14 protein-coding genes are annotated in these 21,638 nt (G+C 36.7%); all 14 read left to right on the top strand.

The window, feature by feature from the left end; all coding sequences use genetic code 11:
- Window positions 1-541: 541 nt before the first annotated feature.
- The gene (locus LQV47_RS22220) at window positions 542-3,556 is read left to right on the top strand and encodes a TonB-dependent receptor (protein ID WP_230041309.1); all 3,015 of its coding nucleotides are present in this window, start codon (window positions 542-544) and stop codon (window positions 3,554-3,556) included.
- Window positions 3,557-3,566: 10 nt separating this feature from the next.
- Window positions 3,567-5,390: a RagB/SusD family nutrient uptake outer membrane protein gene (locus LQV47_RS22225; RefSeq protein ID WP_230041310.1), complete on the top strand. Its 1,824-nt coding sequence runs from the start codon at window positions 3,567-3,569 to the stop codon at window positions 5,388-5,390.
- 83 nt (window positions 5,391-5,473) lie between these two features.
- Window positions 5,474-6,496: a pectinesterase family protein gene (locus tag LQV47_RS22230; RefSeq protein WP_230041311.1), complete on the top strand. Its 1,023-nt coding sequence runs from the start codon at window positions 5,474-5,476 to the stop codon at window positions 6,494-6,496.
- Window positions 6,497-6,536: 40 nt separating this feature from the next.
- Window positions 6,537-7,949, top strand: coding sequence for a pectate lyase (locus LQV47_RS22235; protein WP_230041312.1), 1,413 nt, complete (start codon window positions 6,537-6,539; stop codon window positions 7,947-7,949).
- Window positions 7,950-8,052: 103 nt separating this feature from the next.
- Complete coding sequence (locus tag LQV47_RS22240) at window positions 8,053-9,312, top strand: glycoside hydrolase family 88 protein (RefSeq protein ID WP_230041313.1); 1,260 nt, start codon at window positions 8,053-8,055, stop codon at window positions 9,310-9,312.
- Between the two features lie 131 nt (window positions 9,313-9,443).
- Window positions 9,444-11,087 carry a glycoside hydrolase 43 family protein gene (locus LQV47_RS22245; RefSeq protein WP_230041314.1) on the top strand — a complete coding sequence of 548 codons (1,644 nt, stop codon included), beginning with the start codon at window positions 9,444-9,446 and terminating at the stop codon, window positions 11,085-11,087.
- A gap of 188 nt (window positions 11,088-11,275) precedes the next feature.
- Complete coding sequence (locus LQV47_RS22250; protein ID WP_230041315.1) at window positions 11,276-12,118, top strand: rhamnogalacturonan acetylesterase; 843 nt, start codon at window positions 11,276-11,278, stop codon at window positions 12,116-12,118.
- A gap of 1 nt (window position 12,119) precedes the next feature.
- A complete protein-coding gene (locus LQV47_RS22255) occupies window positions 12,120-13,787 on the top strand; it encodes a glycoside hydrolase family 28 protein (protein ID WP_230041316.1) in 1,668 nt (555 codons plus the stop codon).
- Between the two features lie 210 nt (window positions 13,788-13,997).
- On the top strand, window positions 13,998-14,909 hold the full coding sequence (locus LQV47_RS22260; protein WP_230041317.1) for an alpha/beta hydrolase: 912 nt from the start codon (window positions 13,998-14,000) through the stop codon (window positions 14,907-14,909).
- Between the two features lie 196 nt (window positions 14,910-15,105).
- On the top strand, window positions 15,106-16,074 hold the full coding sequence (locus LQV47_RS22265) for a pectinesterase family protein (protein ID WP_230041318.1): 969 nt from the start codon (window positions 15,106-15,108) through the stop codon (window positions 16,072-16,074).
- 262 nt (window positions 16,075-16,336) lie between these two features.
- Window positions 16,337-17,071 carry a rhamnogalacturonan acetylesterase gene (locus LQV47_RS22270; RefSeq protein ID WP_230041319.1) on the top strand — a complete coding sequence of 245 codons (735 nt, stop codon included), beginning with the start codon at window positions 16,337-16,339 and terminating at the stop codon, window positions 17,069-17,071.
- 153 nt (window positions 17,072-17,224) lie between these two features.
- Complete coding sequence (locus LQV47_RS22275; RefSeq protein WP_230041320.1) at window positions 17,225-17,566, top strand: cupin domain-containing protein; 342 nt, start codon at window positions 17,225-17,227, stop codon at window positions 17,564-17,566.
- A 267-nt stretch (window positions 17,567-17,833) separates the two neighbouring features.
- Window positions 17,834-18,736 (top strand): alpha/beta hydrolase, encoded by a 903-nt coding sequence (locus LQV47_RS22280; RefSeq protein ID WP_230041321.1) that lies wholly within the window; start codon window positions 17,834-17,836, stop codon window positions 18,734-18,736.
- Between the two features lie 232 nt (window positions 18,737-18,968).
- Complete coding sequence (locus LQV47_RS22285; protein ID WP_230041322.1) at window positions 18,969-21,458, top strand: glycoside hydrolase family 95 protein; 2,490 nt, start codon at window positions 18,969-18,971, stop codon at window positions 21,456-21,458.
- Window positions 21,459-21,638 lie beyond the last annotated feature (180 nt).

Genomic DNA, 21,638 nt, shown 5'->3' on the forward strand with positions numbered 1-21,638 from the left:
ATATTATACATAATAAGAATAATTAGTATCAAGTATAAAATTTGATTAAAATTTGAACTCTAAAAAGATGACAAAAGTCAGTAAAATTGTAAAAAGATTAATCCTCAGTATCATTTTTGGGAAATTTTTAAGAGCAAAAAATGATAAATTTTAAGTAAATTTTAAGTTTTAAATTAATAAATAATAAAGAAAACTGATTTTTTTATAAAACTATTTGTGGTAGCATTCAAATTAACAAATTATTAACTTACAGCATTTTATATAAATAATAGCACTAAACATTTTACAACTTCCACCATCCCAAGAGCATCAAATTAATGAAAAAATAATATTTTTTTCTTTGCGTATTGAAAAATAATATTACTTTAGAAGCCAAGAATATTTATTCTGAAAATTTACGCAATCGATTGCACTCTAAAATGTGTAAATCTTTCAGAAAATATTTACCACTAAAAAGACAGTAGAATACTTACAAATCCACACAAGACAAAACGATTGAAAAAAAAGCTTTCAACCAAAATTAAAACTATAAGGATACAAAATGGATAAAAGAGTACAATCAATAAAGTGGTTATATCTGTCTTTCTTCTTACTTCCTGTCCTGGCCATGGCTCAAGAAAAGGAGACGCAGAAGGATAAAGGAACCAATATCGATGAAGTGGTTCTGGTAGGTTATACTAAAGTTTCTAAAAAGGACGTTACCAATGCTGTTTCTTCGGTAAAAGCAGAAGCCATAAAAGATATGCCTTCCAATAATGCCGCAGAAGCAATTCAGGGAAGGATGGCCGGAGTTCAGGTTTCTCTGAGTGAAGGCTCCCCCGGAGCGGATGTAGATATTGTCATCAGAGGAGGTAACTCAATTACCGGCAGTAATGCTCCGCTATATATCGTAGACGGTGTTCAGATGGATAATGCACTGTCTATTTTATCACCCAAAGAGATCGAATCCATTGAAGTTCTAAAAGATGCTTCATCCACCAGTATTTACGGAGCGAGAGGCGCCAATGGTGTAGTTCTCATTTCCACAAAAGGAGGCCGTAAGAAAGCCAAAACCTCTATTAATTATAATGGGTTTTTAGGAGTAAGATCAATACAGAACACTATTGATGTGTTGGATCCATATCAATATGTGCTGTACCAGTACGAGCTATACAACAAAGCTGGTATACAGACAGATATTGATGCCTTTAAAACAAGATATGGAACTTTCGAAGACTTAGGAAAATATAAAGATATCAAGAAAAGAGACTGGCAGGATGAAGTGTTCGGCAGAGAAGCGTTCAACTTTACTCATAATCTTTCACTTACAGGAGGAACTGAGAAATCATCTTTCTCATTATCATTAAATAATGTACAGGAAGACGGAATTATGATTGGCTCAGGCTTTAAAAGGAATATGGCCAATTTCAAATATGATTATGATATTTCAAAGAAACTAAGTCTTACTTTAAATGCCAGATACAGCAGACAAACCATTTTCGGGGCCGGAACATCTTCTACAGGGTCACAGGGTACCAACCGGTTAAGAAATGCCGTAAGATATCAGCCTTTTGAAGGAGGTTCAACAGTGGATGTTGATGAATTTGATCCTTTATTTGCAGATCAGACCAACCTGGTTAATCCTGTTTTGCTGGCAAATAATGAAGTTAAGGAAAACGGCAGAAACGACCTGATGCTAAATGGAACTTTAGAATATAAAATCAATAAGGATTTTACGTTCAGAAGTGTTATAGGATATGTACAGAGAGACGAATTTGTAAATCAGTTTTCAGGTACGGTAACCAGCCTTGCAAGACAGAATAATGACCAGCCTGTGGTATTCCTGAGTAAAGCCCAGACAAGGAGAATTACCAACACCAATACTTTAAATTTCAGAAAAACATTTGGAAAACATAAACTGGACTTATTGGCAGGACAGGAAATTGTAAAAACAGACGGTGAATCATTAGCAATTAATATTAAATGGTTTCCGAAATCCATAAGTGCAGAAGAAGCATTTGCCAATATTCAGTCGGCTTCACCACCCAGCGGACTCGTACAGGATGCTCCAAAAGCAGGAAGAGCTCCGGACAGATTAGCTTCTTTCTTTGGAAGAGCCAACTATATTTTCAATAACAAATACATCCTTACCGCTTCCATGAGGGCAGACGGATCCAGTGTATTCGGACCCGGAAACAGATGGGGATATTTTCCGGCAGCTTCTGCGGCATGGAAAATTACTGAAGAAAATTTCTTAAAAGACAGTAAAACTATCAGTGAATTAAAACTTCGTGTAGGATATGGCTTATCCGGAAACAACAGAATTGGTGCTTTCTTATATGATACATTCTTTATTACTTCTTCAGACTATGGATATGCTTTTGGAACTAATGTGACGCCCGGGGCTACTACAGGTAACATCATGGCCAACAAAAACGTGAAATGGGAAACTGCGACTTCCAAAAATGCAGGGTTGGATTTCGGACTATTTAACGGAAGAATATACGGTACTCTTGATGTTTATCAGACTGATACGAAAGATCTTTTGCTTTTGGCGAAAATTCCCCAGACTACTGGTTATGAATATCAATACCAAAACTCCGGAAGTACTACCAATAAGGGTATTGAATTCTCCGTAGGAAGTACTATTATTAGTAAAGAAAACTTCACATGGAAAATTGATGCTAATATTTCGTCCAATAAAAATACAATCAAAAGCTTAGGAAATAACACTTCTGCAAGTTCTAATTTTTACTATTATCCGTCCGGCTGGCAGAATAACCTGAATGATTTCCTAGTACAGGTTGGTAAGCCGGTAGGTACTTATTGGGGATATGTAACGGCAGGAAGATATGAAATAAACGACTTTGATTATAATTCTACAACACAAGTATATACATTAAAAGCTGGTGTTCCAAATGCTTCTGCCGCTGCCAACGGGGCAAAGCCTATACAGCCCGGAGATCTTAAACTTCAGGACCTTAACAATGATGGCATCATTGATAATCAGGACATGACAGACTTAGGAAATGCCCAACCTAAATTCTATGGCGGATTCAATCAGACTTTCCGTTATAAAAACTGGGATATGAGCTTAATGTTCAATTTCTCCGTAGGAAATAAAGTGTATAATGCCAATAAAATAGAATATTCTACGCAATATCTTTACAAAGACAATAACATGCTGGCAGAAGTTGCTAACAGATGGAGATGGTTCGATGATGCGGGTATAAAAGTAAATGATCCGACTGCATTAGCAGCATTAAATGCCAATACTACAGGATGGACTCCTCCTGCAGGCGCTTACTTCTTACACTCTTATGCAATTGAAGACGGATCTTTCTTAAGGCTAAATAACGTAACCCTTGGGTATTCCCTTGGAAAAGAATTCACCAAACAGCTTGGTCTTTCAAATTTCAGATTATATTTTACCATGAACAATGTATTTACCATCACAGGATATTCCGGGTACGATCCTGAGGCAAACACGAGAAGAAACCCATTGACACCTGGTGTTGATTATGCAGCTTATCCACGTAGCAGATTTATATTATCAGGAGTTGATATCACTTTTTAAACCTAATATTATGAATAAAAATAAATTTTTAACAATTCTATTTTCCGTTGCAGGATTACTGTCCGTCGCTTCATGTGAAGATTATCTGGAAGTAGAAAGTTTATCCAATACCGTAGAAAAACAGCAATTTGATTCTGTTTCAGATACATTCTCTGCATTAGTGGGTGTATACAACAGTACGATGGGTGATAACACTTATGGTCAGAGAATGAATCTTATTTTAGCGCAATCAGGTGATGATTTAAGAACTTCCGGTGATTATAATGCCAACGACAGAAGAGGCGTAAGCTGCTTCGGGGCTATTCCCACAAATACTGAGCTTTTAAGACCTTTTTTAGATACCTATGCCGGTATCGAAAGAGCTAATCTTGTCATTAAAAACATTCCGCTTTCTCCCGTATACCAGACAGGTTCAGAGGCTGATAAAAAATTAATGGACAGATATTTGGGTGAAGCTTTAACACTAAGAGCTCATTTTTATCATGATCTTATAAAAAACTGGGGAGATGTGCCATTTCAGGAGCTTCCATCTGCTGATCTTCCAAATCTATACCTTGCAAAAACAGACAGGGATGTCATTTATGATAAAATACTTGATGATCTATTAAAAGCAGAAAATTTTGTTCCGTGGAAATCAGAAGGTAATACAACCTCGCAAAGAGTCTCAAAAGGAGCTGTAAAAGGTCTGAGAGCAAGAATAGCTTTGGCAAGAGCAGGATATTCGTTAAGAAGAAGCCCACAGCAAATGATGCAGGGAACCAATCCTCAAAAATATTATCAGATTGCCTATGATGAATGTAAAGATATCATCAACTCCGGGCAGCATCAGCTCAACCCAAGTTATGAAAACCTGTTCAGATCTTTGCATACCAACAGCCAGGATGCGACAAATGAGGTAATATATGCTATCGGAGCGTTCGGAGGAAATTCCAGAACAGATAGTAAAATTGGTTATTACAACGGTTTACGACACGATGATACAGATTGGAAATCTTCAGGAGGAATCAGTGCAATCCCCGTCTATTTTTATGAATTTACAAAATATGATCTAAGAAGAGACGTTAATATTGCCATATTCAGAGTAAATACTACAAAACAGCAGGAGCTTCAAACAGCAATCAACTGGAATGACGGTAAATTCAGAAAATCATGGACGTCTATTACAGGAACGTCTCAAAACCTGGGGATCGACTGGCCGTTATTAAGATATTCTGATATTTTATTAATATTTGCAGAAGCAGATAACGAGCTTCACAGCGGACCGTCACAAGATGCAATCAGTGCTGTTTTAGCTGTTAGACAGAGAGCTTATGCCGGTAATTTGGGTCAGGTGGGAACAATCCCAACGACTAAAAACGAATTCTTTAATTTTATTGTTAAAGAAAGACAGTTGGAATTTGGTGGAGAAGGACTTAGAAAATATGATTTGATCCGTTGGAATTTGTTAGAAACCAAGATTAACGAAACCAGAGAGAAGCTTACGCAGTTTATGAACGGTACAGGAGCTTATGCCAATGTCCCTGAATATATTTTCTATAAAAAAGTAGCGTACACACCTACAAAAACAGCACAGCAAAATGTATTGGATATCGACTTTTATACGGCCAATGGAATTACAAAGGCTGATGTTTTCTATAATCCGAATCAAAGTGTGGCAACACCTTCCGGGTACACAAAGGTAAACTGGAGGCTTGCCATGACACAGCCGTATATCAGTGGTGATCCTGTAAAGAGCTATGCCTATTATTTCCAGCCAAACAGAAAAGAATTGCTTCCAATCGCATTAGATGTAGTTAATTCCAACTACAATCTTACACAAGATTATGGGTATTAGATAAAAAATTTCACATTCATATCAAAGAAATACAGGCTTCCTCCCACAAAGAGAAGTCTGTATTTTAACTCAAAATTTATGTAATGAAAACTTCCACTTTTATTAAAAATTTTAAAACATTTTCAATTTTTTCAATCGTATTGTTAAGTCTTCTTTCTTTTAAAACCAAAGATAAAATAATCGTGGTTTCAAAAGACGGAAAAGGCAGCTATACCACAGTACAACAGGCTATCGATGCCATTGAAAATGGTTTTGGAACAAGAACTAAAATTTTAATTAAAGCCGGAGTTTACAAAGAAAAAATCACCGTTCCCGAAACAAAAGGAACCATTTTGATAGAAGGAGAACATCCCGAAAATACAATTATTACTTACGATGATTTCGCATCAAAAAAGAATCCGGAAGGCAAAGATATCGGCACCACAGGTTCTTCAACGGTTTTTATTTACTCAAACGACTTTACGGCAAAAAACATTACGTTTGAAAACAGTTCAGGAAAAGTAGGACAAGCCGTTGCTGTATTGACTTCAGGTGATAGAATCTCTTTTGAAAACTGCAGATTCTTAGGAAATCAGGATACTTTGTATTTAAAAGGAGCTCAGGATTTAACAGATAAAACAAAACCTTCAAGAAATTACTTTGAAAACTGCTATATCGAAGGTACAACCGATTATATTTTCGGAGCCGGAACAGCTGTTTTTGAAAACTGCACGGTCTATTCTAAAGAAAGCGCAAGCTACGTCACAGCCGCTTCTACCCCACAGGAAAGCGAATTTGGCTTTGTCTTTATCAATTCAAAAATCATTGGAAATGCGAAAGAAAATTCAGTCTATTTAGGAAGACCCTGGAGGCCTTTTGCAAAGACAGTGTACATCGATTGCGAAATGAATTCAAGCATAAAACCCGAAGGATGGCACAATTGGAGCAAACCCGATGCTGAAAAGACAACTTTTTATGGAGAATTTAATTCAAAAGGAACAGGAGCGAATGCGGCAAAAAGAGTTTCATGGTCACATCAATTAAGTAAAGAAAATAGTAAAAACTATACAACGCAAAATATCCTTAAAGCAAATGACAACTGGAATCCGAAAAAAAGTTTAAAATAAATTTTAAGATAAAAATCAACATCAAAAAGAATTTTCAATCATGATAAAACACTTCACAAAAATAATGACGATAGGGATTTTATGCGGAAGTTTGACTTTTGTTGAAGCCCAAAACGTTCTAAGTTTTCCCGGCGCAGAAGGCTTCGGAAGATATACAACAGGCGGTCGTGGCGGAAAGGTTTATGTTGTTGATAAATTGACAGATGACGGTTCAGAAGGCACTTTAAGATATGCTTTAGACCAAAAAGGTCCGAGATATATTGTTTTTAAAACAGGCGGAACGATTTACTTGGAATCACCGTTAAAAATAAAAGAAGGAGATGTCACCATTGCCGGACAAACCGCTGCCGGAGACGGAATTACCGTTGCCAATTACGAAACTTTTGTAGGTGCAGACAACTTGATTATTCGCTACATGAGATTCAGAATGGGGGATCAGAAAAAACATGAAGGTGATGCTTTGGGTGCCAGGTTTATAAAAAATTTAATTATTGATCATTGCTCGATGAGCTGGTCTACGGACGAGACGGTTTCCATTTATGTTAATGAAAACACAACGCTTCAATGGTGCGTAATTGCAGAAAGTTTGAGAAATTCTTTCCATAAGAAAGGTCCTCACGGTTACGGCGGAATTGCAGGCGGAAAATTTGCGTCTTTTCATCATAATATGTACGCTCACCATGACAGCAGAAATCCCAGATTAGGGGAATATGCAGGAAGTAAATTTGCATTAACCGATCTTACCGATTTCAGGAATAATGTGATCTACAATTGGGGACATAACAATGTGTACGGCGGTGAAGGAATGAACGTGAATATCGTCAATAATTACTACAAACCGGGACCTGCAACCACCACAAAGCAGAGAATTGTTGCCATCGATAAAAACGAAAAACCTGAGACAGAAGTCTACAACATCTGGGGGAAATATTACATCAACGGAAATGTTATAGAAGGAAACCCGGAAATCACGAAGGATAACTGGACGGAAGGTGTTTTCGGTCAGATGAAAGCTTATAATTTGACAGATAAGGATAAAAGTTTCATAAAGCTCAATCAGCCACATGATATTCAGAGCAATGTCATCACCCATTCTGCGAAAGAAGCGTATGAGAAAATTTTACAGATCGGGGGAGCAAGTTTAGTGAGAGATGCTGTTGATCTCCATGTATTGAAAGATGTAAAAAACGGAAGTTTTACCTACAAAGGTTCAAAAGGAAGCACCAACGGCATCATCGATTCTCAAAAAGATGTCGGCGGCTTTCCAAACTTAAACCCGGGAAAGCCCCTACCCGATTCAGATAGCGACGGAATGCCTGATGAATGGGAAATTAAGCATCAATTAAATCCAAAAATTGGCAATGCCAACGGAAGAGATTTAGACGAAGACTACGACAATATTGAAGTTTATTTTAATGATCTTGTTACCATAATAACTGAAAAACAAAACTAATAACCATGAAATTCTTTATTAAATTCAACGAAAATCATCTACCAAAATTTAGATAAAAACTGAACATTTTAGATAAAAATAATCAACTTTAAAGTTTAAAAAAATGAATTTCATTAATCACAACATAAAATTATTGGCATTTGCAGCTTTAGGTTCAGGAATGTTTTTGGCCTGCGCGCAAACAAAACCTGCAAACACTTCAAAACCTGCAACAGAAACTTCAAAATCCGGAAAAATTGTTCCAACCAATCTGAAATGGTCTGAAAGAATGCTCCTTTCCGAAATGCATCGTTTCCCGGAATCCTGGATGCTTGATTTCAGCAAAAGTCCCAAATGGACCTATCCATCAGCGATTGTATTGGATGCCGCTGAACAATTATACGCGAAAACCGGTAAAAAAGAATATTACAACTACATCAGTGATTTCGGAGAAAAACTGGTAAAAGAAGACGGTACAATCCTTACCTACGACATGGAGAAGTACAATATCGATCTTCTGAACAGCGGAAATGTTCTTTTATACCTTTACGAAAAAGAGAAAAAAGAAAAATACCTGAAAGCTCTTCAAACTCTTCGTTTACAAATTGACGGGCAGCCAAGAACTAAAGAAGGGTCTTTCTGGCATAAAAAAATATATCCGTACCAGGTATGGCTGGATGGCCTCTACATGGGAATGCCGTTCTACACGCATTACACAAAGGATTTTGTAAAAGGTGCAGAAGCTACAAAAGCGTATGATGATATTGTTTTCCAGTTCGATTCGGTTCAAAAAAATCTTTTAGACAAAAAAACGGGCTTGTTATATCACGCCTGGGATGAAAGCAAAGAACAGGCCTGGGCAAATAAAGAAACCGGACTTTCCCCGAATTTCTGGGGAAGAGCAATGGGTTGGTACGGAATGGCAATGGTGGATGTGCTGGATTATTTACCACAAAATCATCCGGGAAGGGCAAGATTAATTTCTTACATAAAATCTTACACAGATGCCATCATCAAGGTTCAGGACAAGAAAAGCGGACTTTGGTATCAAGTATTGGACAAGCCATTAGCAAATGGTAATTATGAAGAAGCAACTGCTTCAGCAATGTTTGTTTACACGATGATAAAGTCTGTCAACAACGGATATTTACCAAAATCTTATAAAGCAGCTGCCAAAAAAGGTTATGACGGGATCATTAAAAATTTAATTACCGTCGATGAAAATGGCGTAGTAAATTTAAATAAATGCTGTGCTGTCGCAGGTTTAGGCGGTAAACCTTACAGAGATGGCTCATACGAATATTATGTAAATGAAGAAATTCGTTCCAACGATGCCAAAGGAACAGGACCTTTCATTTTGGCAAGTTTAGAATTTGAAAAATAAAGGATAAAATACTCACCTTTTGCTAAGTAGAACGCCTTTGCGAACTTAAAATCAACAGCATTATTTGCAAAAAAATCTTTGCGCTCTTTGCGTTAAAATTTACTAAAACGAAATAAAATGAATCTGATTTAATGAAGACAAAAAATATTTTAAATATACTTTCAATCACAGTCTTTTCTGTTGCATCAAATTATTTGTATGCGCAGGAAAAAAACTATGTTTCTGAAGTCTGGACAGCCGATCAGGGAAAAAATTACAGAAACCCTGTTTTGTACGCAGATTATTCCGATCCGGACGCGATTCGTGTCGGTGAAGATTATTATATGACCGCTTCAAGTTTCAATGAAGCTCCGGGGTTGCCTATTCTTCATTCAAAAGATATGGTTAATTGGAAATTAGTGAATTATGCACTTCCTGACGTTCTTCCAAGCGAACATTTTTCTACGCCAAAAAGAGGCGACGGCGTTTGGGCACCAAGTATCAGATTTCATAAAGGTGAATTTTATATTTATTGGGGCGATCCCGATTTCGGAATTTATATGGTGAAAACCAAAGATCCGCTGGGAACCTGGGAAAAGCCCGTTTTGGTCATGGAAGGGAAAGGTTTGATCGATTCCTGTCCGTTCTGGGACGATGACGGAAATGCGTATTTAGTTCACGGTTGGGCGGGAAGCCGTGCAGGAGTGAAAAGTTTGCTTTCAGTAAATAAAATGAATCCGGAAGGAACAAAAGTTCTGGATAAAGGAGTTCATGTTTTCGACGGTCATGATGCTCATCCGACCGTTGAAGGTCCTAAAATGTATAAAAGAAATGGCTATTACTACATTTTTGCACCTGCAGGCGGAGTCGCTACAGGATGGCAATTGGTGCTGAGATCAAAAAATATTTATGGTCCTTACGAAGAAAAAGTTGTGCTCGAGCAAGGTTCAACAAAAATCAACGGACCTCACCAGGGAGCTTGGGTTGATACACCTTCCGGTGAAGATTGGTTTTACCATTTTCAGGATATTGATGCAGGCGGAAGAATCGTTCATTTACAACCGATGAAATGGGAAAAAGACTGGCCAATCATCGGAATTGACAATAATGAAAATGGAATCGGTGAACCGGTTTTAAGCTATAAAAAACCAAACGTCGGACAATCCTACCCTATCGTAAATCCACCTGAAACGGATGAGTTTGATGGCGAAAAATTAGGAGTCCAATGGCAATGGAGTGCGAATGAAAATATTGTCTGGTCATCCAAACTTCCCGGACAAAAATTTTTAAGATTATTCTCGATGAAAGTTCCTGAAGGAGAAAAAAATCTGTGGAATGTTCCGAATTTATTAACTCAAAAATTCCCGGCTCCGAATTTTATAGCTTCCACAAAGGTTAAATTAATGCCGGAAGATGCCAAAGAAGGAAAAACAGCCGGACTTTTGGTGATGGGATTAGATCACGAATCCATTGTAATTACCAATAAACCGGACGGATTTTATTTACAGTTAAGAAGAGCCGAAAAAGCGGATAAAGGCGGTGAAGAAAAGGTTTTATCTGAAATAAAATTAAAAGGAAACGAAGCGTATTTAAAAGTAAATGTGAACGAACCGAATGGTTTATGCCACTTCAGCTACAGCGAAAACGGAAAAAATTTCATCAAGGTTGGCGATGTTTTTCAGGCAAAACCCGGAAAATGGATTGGTGCTAAAGTCGGTTTGTACAGCATAAGCACAGCAAAAGCTCCACGTGGCGGATATGCGGATTTTGATTGGTTTAGAATTACTAAAAACTAGAATTACAGTTGGTGAATCGCAAAGACGCAAAGAAAATTTAAGGCACATGCGTTAAGACGCAAGGATTTTATCTTCGATAAAATTTAACACTGTAAAATTTGCTGAAAATCTCTATTTTCTTGCGCCTTAAAACATAATTAAGATTAAAAATTTTGCGCCTTTGCGATAACCAACAAGATATATTAATAATGAAAAGAAAATTTAATATTATTTCATTTTTATACGTCGTTTTGCTGTTGTCTGCATGTCAGGCACAAACTCAGACACAAAAGTCAACGGCAAAACACAATAAAAAAATCACGCATATCTATCTTATCGGTGACTCTACAATGGCAGATTATACAGGGAATTACGAGCCCGGAAAAGATTATATGAAAGTCCGGTATCCAATTACAGGATGGGGGCAGGTTTTTCAGCCGTTTTTCGTAAAAGACAGTTTGGCTTCTTTAAAACCTGCAATTACAACAGATTCTGTTGCCATTATCGACAGAGCCCATGGCGGAAGAAGTACGCGAACTTTTTTCCAGGAAGGAAGATGGAGATATGTATATGAACATTTGCAGCCGAATGATTATGTTTTCATGCAGTTTGGTCATAATGACGGCTCTGAAAAACATACGGAGCGATATGTAAACATTGAAGGTTATAAAGAATTTTTAAGGTTATTTGTAACCCAAACAAGGCAAAAAGGTGGAAATCCTATTATCCTGACACCTGTTGCCAGAAATTACCCCTGGAAAGAAGGAAAACTCGAAAATGTACACGGAGAATATGCGCAAGCTCCAATTGATATTGCTAAAGAAATGAATGTTCCGTACATCGATTTAAACAAATTGTCCATTGACTATTTTACGAACAAAGGGCAAGATTTCACAACAAACCATTACTTCATGAATCTTCCGGAGAATGTGTATGAAGCGTATCCGAAAGGTCAGAAAGACAACACGCATTTTCAGCCGGAAGGTGCAAAAGTCGTGGCAGCAATTGTTTATCAGGAATTTAAAAAATTAATTAAAACTCAACAAAAATAAAATGAAGAAGTCTCTTACAATTATTGGTTTAGTCGCAGTTATGATGTTTTCAGGACACATACACGCTCAAAATCTGGATATTTATAAAAATATTGAGTTTAAAATGCCGCAGGTCACAGAAACTTCTTTTCCTGCAAATACGGTTTCCATTACACAATTTGGCGGAGTTGCAGGCGGAAATGTAAAAAATACAGAAGCTTTCAAAAAAGCAATCGATGATCTTTCTAAAAAAGGAGGCGGAAAATTGGTTGTTCCCCGCGGAATGTGGTTAACAGGACCAATCGAGTTGAAAAGCAACATCAATCTCCATGTAGAAGAAGGTGCATTGATCATATTTAGCAAAGACAAAAACGATTATCCTTTGGTTGATGTGAGTTTTGAAGGATTAAATACAATCCGTTGTCAATCACCTATTTCAGCAAGAAACGCAACCAATATTGCCATCACAGGAAAAGGGGTGATTGACGGAAGCGGTGATGCGTGGAGAGCCATCAAGAAAAGCAAAATGGCAGAATCTGAATGGAAAGAGATTGTAAAATCCGGCGGGATTTTATCTTCAGACGGTAAAACCTGGTATCCTTCAGAAAGTTATAAAAAAGGATTTGAAAGCAGTTCGAGTTTCAACGTTCCTGATAAAATTTCTAAGGAAGAGCTAAAATCGGTTAAAGATTTTCTTCGTCCGGTAATGGTAAGTTTGGTAGGTTGCGACAAAGTTCTGTTAGACGGTCCTACTTTTCAGAATTCTCCTGCGTGGAATCTTCACCCGTTGATGTGTTCTAATGTTATTTTAAAAAATCTTACCGTTCGAAATCCTTGGTTTTCTCAAAACGGTGACGGTGTAGATTTGGAATCCTGTAAAAATGTTTTAATCTACGATAACACATTTGACGTTGGTGACGATGCGATTTGCATTAAATCAGGGAAAGATAAAGATGGTAGAAAAAGAAATATGCCGACAGAAAATGTCATCATTAAAAACAATGTTGTCTATCATGGTCACGGAGGTTTTGTTATAGGAAGTGAAATGTCCGGCGGTGCGAGAAATATCCACGTTTCCGACTGTACTTTTATCGGAACAGACATCGGTTTACGTTTCAAAACTACCCGTGGAAGAGGTGGAATCGTTGAAAATATTTACATCAAAAACATTGATATGATTAATATTCCAACTCAGGTAATTGGCTTTAATATGTTCTATGAAGGCGCTTCACCAGTTTTGGAAGACGGACAGAAAAAAGAAGGTAATAAAGCACCGGAAAAGGTGTATCCCGTAACAGAGGAAACTCCGATTTTTAGAAATATTTTCTTTAAAAACATCAATGCAGTTAATTCTTATGAAGCCATCACTTTGTTCGGTTTAGCAGAAATGAACCTTAAAAATATTGTGATTGAAGACTCTCAGTTTGACACAAAAAAGGCTCTAACAATCGTAGATGCAGATGGAATTCAATTAAAAAATGTTACATTAAAATATTCTGAAGGAACCGGAGCAACGGTTTACAACAGCAAAAACATCAATCTTTCAACGGTAAAATTTGAATCTCAAAACAAACCGTTTGTTAAGGTTTTAGGAAATAAATCGGGACCCATATTGTTACCGAAGGAAGTGGCAGATGATAAAGATGCATTTTCTCTTGCAACGGAAGTAGCGAAAAATTCAGTTAAATAGTTGGTATCGCAAAGGCGCAAGGAAGTTTACAAACTTTGCGTTTTTAAGGCGCAAGGATTTTATCTTCGATAAAATTTAACACTTAGAACTTACTGAAAATCTTTGGTTTTCTTGCGCCTTAAAAGCATCTTTATGATTAAAAAACTTTGCGTCTTTGCGATTTTCCAACAACTCAAAATAAAAATAGTATTAAAAAAATTCCACAAGCGAATGATTTTTAACAAAAAGCATACTTATATTTCTATTTTTTTAATGGGAGGAACAATAGCATTCGGCCAGATTCAACGGCCGAATGCAACTCCTTACACCAACGAAGCAACTTACGAGAAACTAAAGAAAAAACATCCTTTTATTACTCCGATTGATCGACCGGTTCCGCAAAATGTCGGGATTGATAAAGATGTAGAATATGCAAACATCAACGGAATATCTATGAAAGCAGACGTCTATTATCCACTCGACAAATCCAAAAAGTACCCCGGAATTGCAATGGTTCACGGCGGTGGCTGGATTTCAGGAAGCAAGGAAAATGAAAAATTCATGGCCATGGAATTGGCTTCAAAAGGTTATGTCGCCATCGCAGTTGGTTATCGGTTGGCTGATGTTGCAAAATATCCTGCCGGAGTTGAAGATATTGAAGAAGCTATTAATTGGTTAAAGAAAAACAGAAAAAAATATTCTTTGGACCAAAATAAAATGGCAGTTTTAGGTGAATCAGCAGGTGCGCAAATCGCAACTTTGGTCGGCGTAAAGCCAAAGAATAAAATGAAGGCAATCATCAATATTGACGGAATTGTTTCGTTTATTCATCCCGAAGCTGAAGAAAGTACTTACGCTTCTTATTGGCTGGATGGTGACAGAAATATCAATCTAAAAAACTGGACAGAAGCTTCACCGTTGGAGTATGTGGACAAAAACACACCTCCTACCCTTTTCATTAACAGTTCTCAGCCCCGTTTCCATGCAGGTCGGGACGATATGATGAAGAAATTGAAGAATTATAATATTCCGACTGAATTTCATGAAATTAAAGGTTCTCCGCATTCATTTTGGAGCGCAGAACCCTGGTTTACAGAAACATTGAATTATACTGTTGATTTTTTAAATAAAGTTTTGAAGTAATTTAATTATGATTTAACGCAAAGATTTAATTTAATGCAATGAATATTTTAAGGGGCAAAGAAAGCGACAAGTCGCTGATGAAGCTTATGGCTAAAACGCCCGCTTAATCAAAATCAATTTATTGATTTCATCTTAGCTCACTAAAAATAAATATAAAGAAAAACAAACTTTGCGTTAAAAAATAATAAATCAGTTTATGAAAAAAATATTCTTAATTCTATTTATTTCGATTGCTAATTTTCTCTTAGCAGGAAATGATCCGTACGTTAGAATTACCGTTGCCAAAGACGGAAGTGGAGATTTTACATCGATTCAGAAAGCGATCAATTCTATAAGAGATTTGGGAGCTGCGGAAGCTTTGGTTTTTATTAAAGCCGGAACCTATAACGAAAAAATCACAATCCCTTCTTCAAAACATAAAATCACGTTAGGAGGCGAAAATAAAGACAATACAATTATCACCAACAACGATTTTTCAGGAAAAACTGATCCGTTTAATGAAAAAATGACAACATTCAATTCTTACACTTTACTGGTAATGGGTGATGATATAAAAATTAGCAATGTAACCATTAAAAACAGCTCGTGCAACGAAGGACAGGCAGTTTCTCTTCATGTGGAAGGTGACCGTTTTGTGATTAAAAATTCGAATATTCTGGGTTGTCAGGACACGATTTATTCTGCAACCAATCACAGCAGACAATATTTTGAAAACTGCTATATTGAAGGTACGACAGACTTTATTTTCGGTCAAGCAACGGTTGTTTTTAAGAATTGCACCATTAAAAGTTTAGCCGATTCTTACATCACCGCAGCCGCAACGGAACCCGACAGACCATACGGCTTTGTCTTTTTCAACTGTACATTAACCGCCAAAGAAGGCATCACAAAAGTCTATTTGGGAAGACCCTGGAGGCCGTATGCAAAAACAGTTTTCATCAATACGGAAATGGGAAAGCATATTCTTCCGGAAGGCTGGAATCCGTGGAAAGGCGATAAAATGTTTCCTGATAAAGAAAAAACCGCTTATTATGCAGAATTCGGAAGTAAAGGTGAAGGTGGAAACACTTCAAAACGGGTAAGCTGGTCGCATCAATTGACGAAAAAAGATTTGAAAAATTATACTTTGGAAAAGATTTTTGATGACTGGAATCCAAACAAGTAATAAGTAATCGGTGATAAGTAATTATAACCATAATAAAACCGACATAGGAAAATGGAGCGTTAAGAAAATTAGCTCTGTGAACGTTAAAAAAATTCTACTGTCTGAAGCGCGGGATAACTATTGAAATAAAACAGAAATATTCAATCCGCACGAGTTTTAGAATTTTTAGAGAACAGAACTCATTTTTAGCGGAAGTTTCCAAGTCTTGAACTTTTGATTCTTTTGTTTTAAGACAAAAGAATTAACAAAAATCAAATTTACAATGAACAAAAAATTAACATTACTATTTTTATTTTTATCAATAATAGTATTTGCACAAAAATCAACATTATTCTTAATCGGCGATTCTACCATGGCCAATAAGGAAAACCCCGATAAAAACCCTGAACACGGTTGGGGACAGGTTTTACCACAATTTTTAACAACAGGAATTGAAGTTCAGAATCATGCGATGAACGGCAGAAGCTCAAAAAGTTTCAGAACAGAAGGAAGATGGGATAAAGTGGAAAAACAGCTTAAAAAGGGAGATTTTGTAGTTATTCAGTTCGGTCATAATGACCAGAAAATCAAGGATTCTACAAAATTCACCAATCCTTATACTCAATACAGAGCCAATTTGGAAAGATACGTCAATGAAACCAGAGCAAAAGGCGCTACTCCGATTCTGATGACTTCTATTGTGAGAAGAAATTTCACTGAAAACGGTGTTTTGGTTGATACACATAAAGAATATCCTTTAGTGGTAAGAATGGTTGCTAATGATCTGAAGGTTCCGTTTGTAGATATGCAATTGCTAACAGAACAGATGGAAATTTCTTACGGTCCGGAAAATTCTAAAAAACTCCACCTTCATTTTACAGAGGGTGAAAATCCATATTATCCAAAAGGAAAAGCGGATGATACACATTTATCAAAATTAGGCGCGGAAACTGTTGCAAAACTGGCTTTGAAAGATTTGAAGAGTTTGAAAATTGGCTTGGAAAAATATATTAAATAATTTAAATGCAAAAACATTTAACGGTCTGTTTGTCATTCAGAGCGAAACGAAGTGTAGCGTGGAATATCAACAGTTAAAAACATAGTTTAGATTCCTACGGAATGACAAATTAGACGTAAAATTTTAATCAAATAATAAATCAAAACATACAAAATGAAATTTAAAAAAGAACCATTCTTCGACGGTAATTCCGAGTGGGAAGATTTAGGAGAAGGAGTTTCCCGACAGTTTGTTGGGTACAATTCTCAAGTGATGATGGTGATCGTGAAATTTGAAAAAGATGCCATCGGAGCTTTGCATCAGCACTTTCATTCGCAGATCACTTATGTTGCTTCGGGAAAATTTGAAGTAAGTGTAGATGGAGACATTAAAATCTTACAGAAAGGTGACGGTTTTTTTGCGCAGCCCAATATTTTTCACGGGGTAAAATGTCTGGAAGAAGGACAGCTGATTGATGCTTTTACACCGTTTAGAGAAGATTTTCTTAATTCTTAATATGGAATGTTGGCTAATCGCAAAGGCGCAAAGTTTTTTTAATTTTTATAATGCTTTAAGGCGCAAGGATTTTATCTCCGATAAAATTGATTACCGTAAAAACTTGCTGAAAATCTATGATTTTCTTGCGCTCTAAAAAATTTAAATACACTTAAATCCTTGCGCCTTTGCGATTAACCAAAAATATAGATTCTTTAAAATTAAACCAATTTAAAAACCTGTTAGGTTTAGCAAATATACGTTACAGCAATTAAAAATTAAAAAGCAATGAAACAATCTGCTTTCATCCTATTAATTATACTTTTTAATCAAATACCTGCACAGGAAAAAATTATCGTTTGGCCAAAAGGTCAGATGCCGAATTCCAAAGGATTATCATTAAAAACCGAAGAAAAAGACGGCAGAATTGTACAAATAAAAGAAACCGAACTTTTCGCGTTTTTACCTCCCAAAGAAGATAGAAAACAGATGGCTGTCATCATCATTCCCGGTGGCGGATATTATAAACTTACCTACGATCTGAATGGTTTCCAAATTGCAAAATGGTTTAACACACTGGGAATTTCTGCTTTCGTTTTAAATTACAGATTACCGATTTCTCCCGATGTCAAGCAAAGAGAACTCGCACCGTTGCAGGATATTCAGGCGGCTATAAAATATCTTAGAAAAAATGCCGGGCAATATGGTATTTCGCCAGATCAGGTTGGTGTGATAGGAACTTCCGCAGGTGGACATTTGGCTGCAATGGCAAGTAATATTCCTACAGATTATACAGAATTAAAAGGCGATTGGGAGAATATTTCTACCATCCCGAATTTTGCGATTTTGGTTTCTCCCGTTATCGACTTAGGCGAATTTGCACACCTGGGAAGTCGCAACAGTTTGCTTGGTGAAAATGCCTCTCCGGAAAAAATCAGTGAATATTCTATGCAAAACCGGGTAACGGAAAAAACACCGCCTACCCTGTTGATTCATGCGCAAAATGATAAAACGGTTCCCGTGATGAACAGCATTCTGTATTATCAGGCAATGATAAAAAATAAAGTGAAAGGCGCGTTGTTCATTTTTCCTGAGGGTGAACATAAAATCGGAATTATGAATAAAACCGAATTGACGGACAACTGGAAAAAATTATGTTCAGATTGGCTGAAAACTATTGGTAATAAATAATTGGTAATGAGTAATTAAAATAATCTTTTGTTGGTTTTCGCAAAGGCGCAAAGATTTAAAACATATTTAATTTTTTTAGACGCAAGAAAATCGATGATTTTCAGCAAGTTTCACCATAATCAATTTTATCTTCGATAAAATCCTTGCGCCTTAAAGCACTATAAAAATTAAAAAAGCTTTGCGCCTTTGCGAATTAACCAACAACAATCAAAATCACCTTTAACAAATAAAAATGCTAAAAATCATTCAACATAAAATCTTTTTACTGGCTTTTGGAACTTTTATTTCTATTTCTGTTCAGGCACAGCAGAATTTAAAGTTAACCTATAGCAAACCTGCAGAAAACTGGAACGAAGCACTTCCTATTGGAAACGGAAAACTAGGAGCAATGGTTTTTGGCGGAGTTTCACAGGAACATCTTCAGCTTAATGAAGAAACAATCTGGGCGGGAGAACCTGGAAATAATGTTCCGAAAAACACGTTCGACAGCATCCAAAAAATCAGGAAACTGTTGAATGAGAGTCGGTTTGAAGAAGCGCAAAAACTTTCCAACAAAACCTATCCGAGAGCCGCACCAAAAGATCTGAATTACGGAATGCCTTATCAAACGATGGGCGATTTGTTTCTGGATTTCAAAGGTCATGAAAATTTCAGCAACTACAACCGGACTTTAGATATTGAAAAAGCTTTAAGCACAGTTTCTTATGAAGTGAATGGCGTGACTTTTAAACGTGAAATTTTCACTTCTTTTGCTGATAATGTGGTTGTGATCAAACTATCTTCCAGTAAAAAAGGAGGCTTGGATTTCTCTATTAATGCTTCTACTCCACATTTGAAAAAATCAATTTTTACAGAAAAAAATCGACTAATAATTAACGGAACGAGCGGTTCAGCTGACAATAAAACTGGCAGAATTAATTTCAAAACAATTGCTGTTCCTGTTTTAAAAGGTGGGAAATTGACGTCAACTGAAAACCAATTGCATGTTTCCGGAGCAGATGAAGTGGTCATTTATGTTTCGATCGCTACCAATTTCAAAAAATACAATGATATTTCAGGAAATCCGGATCAGAGAGTTTCAGAATATTTAAAATCAGCTTTAAGCAAAAAATATGATGCTGAATTAAAAGCTCACATAGAAAAATATCAGAACTATTTTAATCGGGTAAGCCTAAATTTGGGAACAACAGATCAGGCAAAAAAAACAACCGATGTCAGAATTAAAGAATTTGCCCATTCAAAAGATCCTGATCTGGTAGCTTTATATTTCCAGTTTGGCCGTTATCTTTTGATTTCATCTTCACAACCGGGAACTCAGCCCGCCAATCTACAGGGAATCTGGAATTATCAGTTAAATCCCTCCTGGGACAGCAAGTACACGGTCAATATCAATACAGAAATGAATTATTGGCCTGCGGAAAATACGAATTTAAGTGAAATGCACGAACCGTTGTTTGATATGATCCAGGATTTGTCGGTAACTGGGCAGGAATCTGCCAAAGAAATGTATCACGCCAGGGGCTGGAATATGCATCACAACACCGATTTGTGGAGAATCACAGGAATTGTGGACGGCGGTTTCTACGGAATGTGGCCAATGGGCGGAGCCTGGCTCACACAGCATCTTTGGAATCACTATTTATACACCGGAAACAAAGAATTTTTGAAGAAATATTATCCTGCTTTAAAAGGTTCGGCTTTGTTTTATCTGGATGTTTTGCAGCAAGATCCTTCCAAAAAATATCTCGTTGTTTCGCCTTCCATGTCGCCGGAAAACACCTATATGAAAAGTGTCGGAATTACTGCGGGAACAACGATGGATAATCAGTTGGTGTTTGATGTTTTTAATAATTTTATTAATGCTTCAAAGGTTCTTAATGAAGATAAAAATCTTTCGGATGAAGTAAAAACTGCCTTACAAAAACTTCCACCCATGCAGATCGGGCAACACGCCCAGTTACAGGAATGGCTGAAAGATATGGACCGAACTGATGATAAACACAGACATATCTCACATTTGTACGGATTATTTCCTTCGGGGCAGGTTTCGCCTTTCAGAAATCCTGAATTAACGGAAGCAGCTAAAAATTCAATGATGTATCGTGGCGATAAATCTACAGGCTGGTCGATGGGCTGGAAAGTGAATTGGTGGGCAAGATTATTGGATGGAAATCGTGCTTTTAAATTAATTTCAGACCAATTAACGCCTGCTCCGATGGAAACAAAAGGGCAATCCGGCGGAACTTATCCGAATCTTCTGGACGCCCATCCGCCGTTTCAGATTGATGGAAATTTTGGATGTACTTCGGGAATTGCAGAGATGTTGCTCCAAAGCTATGACGGCTATCTTTATATTTTACCGGCTCTTCCTGATGCTTTGCCAAATGGTTCTGTTAAAGGTTTAAAAGCAAGAGGTGGATTTGAAGTTGATATGGATTGGAAAAATTCTAAGCTGACGAAATTAGTTATAAAATCTACTTTAGGAGGAAATGCGAGAATTAGAATTGCTAAAGATGTGATGGTGGCTTCTAGAACTTCAGCCACCAAAGCTCAATTGAAACCTGCAACAGGAGAAAACCCGAATGAATATTATCAGATTAATACCATTAAAACTCCTTTGGTTTCTGATCAAGCTGAATTGAAAGGTTTTCCCGTTCCTGAAACTCAGGTTTTTGATTTTGATACTGAGAAAGGCAAAACCTATATTTTTGAAGTACAATAGTCTTCAATAAATAATAAATCTCCCGCAGATTTCACGGATTGCGCAGATCTTTTTCTGTAAAACATTTGGAATTTGCAGGAGTTTTATTTTAATTAGAAGTTATTTAAATTAAAATAAACATACATCAAAATGCAACCGATTGAACAAACAAAATAAATAGCATTATAATTATATAAATAT

The organism is Chryseobacterium sp. Bi04, from assembly GCF_918698085.1.
GTDB lineage: Bacteria > Bacteroidota > Bacteroidia > Flavobacteriales > Weeksellaceae > Chryseobacterium.